The sequence below is a fragment of the Streptomyces sp. UH6 genome (assembly GCF_013421635.1).
GTDB lineage: Bacteria > Actinomycetota > Actinomycetes > Streptomycetales > Streptomycetaceae > Streptomyces > Streptomyces abyssomicinicus.
Genome location: NZ_JACADT010000843.1, coordinates 1 through 2508, shown reverse-complemented (window position 1 = coordinate 2508; position 2508 = coordinate 1). Strand labels below are relative to the sequence as shown.

Genomic DNA, 2508 nt, shown 5'->3' with positions numbered 1-2508 from the left:
GCTCGAGGAGCTCACCCAGTTCGTCGATGGTGGACTGGGTCGCGGCACCGGCCGGGACCATCACCCACACCACCCGCGGAGCCGGCAGGCTGTCCACAAGCTCACGCAGGCTGTGGACGTCCGCGACGTCCGGGTTGCGGTCGTATCCCACGACGGTGTGGCCGGCGCGGCGAATGCGCTCGCGCATGTTGCCGCCCATCTTGCCGAGGCCGACGAGACCGAGCTCCATCAGTTGTTCCCTTTGGTTGCGAGTGGGGTGTGGGCGCGTTCGGGCACCCACGTCCGAGCGTAAACCCGGCTCCGCACCGCCACCCGATGGGCGGCCCCTTGACCTAGTGCTTCGACCGGTGCGGGGCGGTGCCGCGAACGGCGCCGCCCGTCCCGACCGGGCCCGAAGGCTGTGGATCCGGCCGGAAAACGGCTCCGCGGTGCGCGGGGCAGCCCCCATGCACCGCGGAGAGACCGCAGGTCAGCCGCTGAGGCGGACCGGCATGATCAGGTACTTGTAGGCCTCGTCGGCCTCCGCGTCCACCGCCGGCTTGCCGCTGAGCAGCGCCGGCTTGGTCGACGTGGTGAAGGACAGCTGGGCGACCGGGGAGTCGATGGCGCTCAGTCCGTCCAGCAGGAAGGTCGGGTTGAAGGCGATCGAGATGTCGTCGCCGTCCAGGTGGGCGTCGACCTTTTCCACAGCCTGTGCGTCGTCGCTGGAGCCGGCCTCCAGGATCAGCACACCCTGCTCGAAGGTGAGCCGGACCGGGGTGTTGCGCTCGGCGACCAGGGCCACGCGCTTGACGGCCTCGACGAACGGGGCCGTCTCGATGGTGGCCACGCTGTTGAACTCGGTCGGGAAGAGCGTCCGGTACTTCGGGAGGTCGCCCTCCAGCAGCCGCGTGGTGGTGCGGCGGCCGGCGCCCTCGAAGCCGATCAGGCCCTCGCCCTTGCCGGAGCCGGAGAGCGCCAGGATGACGTTGTCCCCACCGGTCAGCGCCTTGGCGGTGTCCAGCAGCGTCTTGGCGGGCACCAGGGCGACGGCGGAGGTGTCCGGGTTCTCCGGCTTCCACAGGAACTCGCGGACCGCGAAGCGGTAACGGTCGGTGGAGGCCAGGGTGACCGTGTCGCCCTCGATCTCGATGCGCACACCGGTCAGCACCGGCAGGGTGTCGTCACGGCCCGCGGCGATCGCGACCTGCGCGGCGGCCGCGGCGAAGACCTCGCCGGGGACCGTGCCGGTGGCGTTCGGCATCTGCGGGAGAGCCGGGTACTCCTCCACAGGGAGGGTGTGGAGGGTGAACCGGGACGAGCCGCAGACCACCGTCGCCCGCACGCCGTCGGTGGAGATCTCCACCGGGCGGTTGGGGAGGGCGCGGCAGATGTCGGCGAGGAGGCGGCCGGAGACGAGCACCGTGCCCTCCTCCTCGACCTCGGCCTCCACCGAGACCCGGGCCGAGACCTCGTAGTCGAAGCTGGAGAGGCTCAGCTGCCCGTCCTCGGCCTTCAGCAGCAGGCCCGCGAGGACCGGGGCCGGCGGACGGGCGGGCAGGCTGCGCGCAGCCCAGGCCACCGCCTCCGCGAGTACGTCGCGTTCCACCCGGATCTTCACCGTTGCCGCCTCCTGCTGTTGCCGGCGTCCCTCGCCCTGCTGGCCTTCGTCGGTGGTGTAGCTGGCTCCCCGGGAGGGGAGGACCACCGGGGACCAGTCTGACGCATCCCGCTGACAGCTGTTGCCGCTCGGGTCAAGTCGAGCAGGAGCCCACTCGGGCCGCTCGAGCCCAGTTGTGCACAGGACCCGCTTCGAAACGAATTCCCGGCTCTCTCAGGTTGGGAGTAGTAGTAGGGGCTGTGGATACCGTGGATAACCCCGTTTTCGCAGGTCAGGCTCGGTTTTTTATCCACTGCGCCTGTGGGTGGAACCGGTGGACAACCAGGGGTATCTGTGGACGGGCGAAAGTTCTGCACAGCCCATGCACAGGGAGGGGCGACTTCTCCCCAGCTGCGTCCCCAACTTTTCCCCGGTTTCCCACACCCCCCTCCAGCAACCTCGTGTGACGCCTTTCACTCCGAGCAGTGATCGGGGCCCCGAGGTTGTCGAACAGTGGACAGCGGTGTGGAGAACCGGCGGTTCGCTGGGGACAAGGTGCTCGCTCCTGTGGGTGACCGGTGGACAACTCCGCAAGGCGGCTGTGGACCACTGGACTGTCCACAGGCTGTGGAAACTCTTCGTCCACGAATCCACATGGCGCTGACCAGTTCTGATGAGCGATCACCGGCGTTACCTGTGGACACATTCTGGACAACCTGGGTCTCCCCAGGCTGTGGATCCGAAAAAGTGACCCAATCTGTGGAGGAAGACCGTAACCCCGCGCCAAGTCGAACGGCATGGTCGGGTGTTCCCGTCCCGAGGGCGCCCCCGACCGGGGGCGGTGGACCGTCGCAGGCCACGAAAAGCGCCCCGGAGACGAACTCCGGGGCGCTCAGGGGGCGTGGGAAGGCTTTGCCGTACCGGGTGGA

The 2508-nt window shown here is 68.9% G+C and carries 2 protein-coding genes; both read right to left on the bottom strand.

Annotation, left to right across the window (positions count from 1 at the left end; translation table 11 throughout):
* Nucleotides 1-229, bottom strand: a 229-nt coding sequence (locus HW445_RS26575; protein WP_257231304.1) for an NAD(P)-binding domain-containing protein, incomplete at its 3' end; no start/stop codon positions are given.
* Between the two features lie 240 nt (nucleotides 230-469).
* On the bottom strand, nucleotides 470-1600 hold the full coding sequence (gene dnaN, locus HW445_RS26570; RefSeq protein ID WP_180223420.1) for a DNA polymerase III subunit beta: 1131 nt from the start codon (nucleotides 1598-1600) through the stop codon (nucleotides 470-472).
* Nucleotides 1601-2508 lie beyond the last annotated feature (908 nt).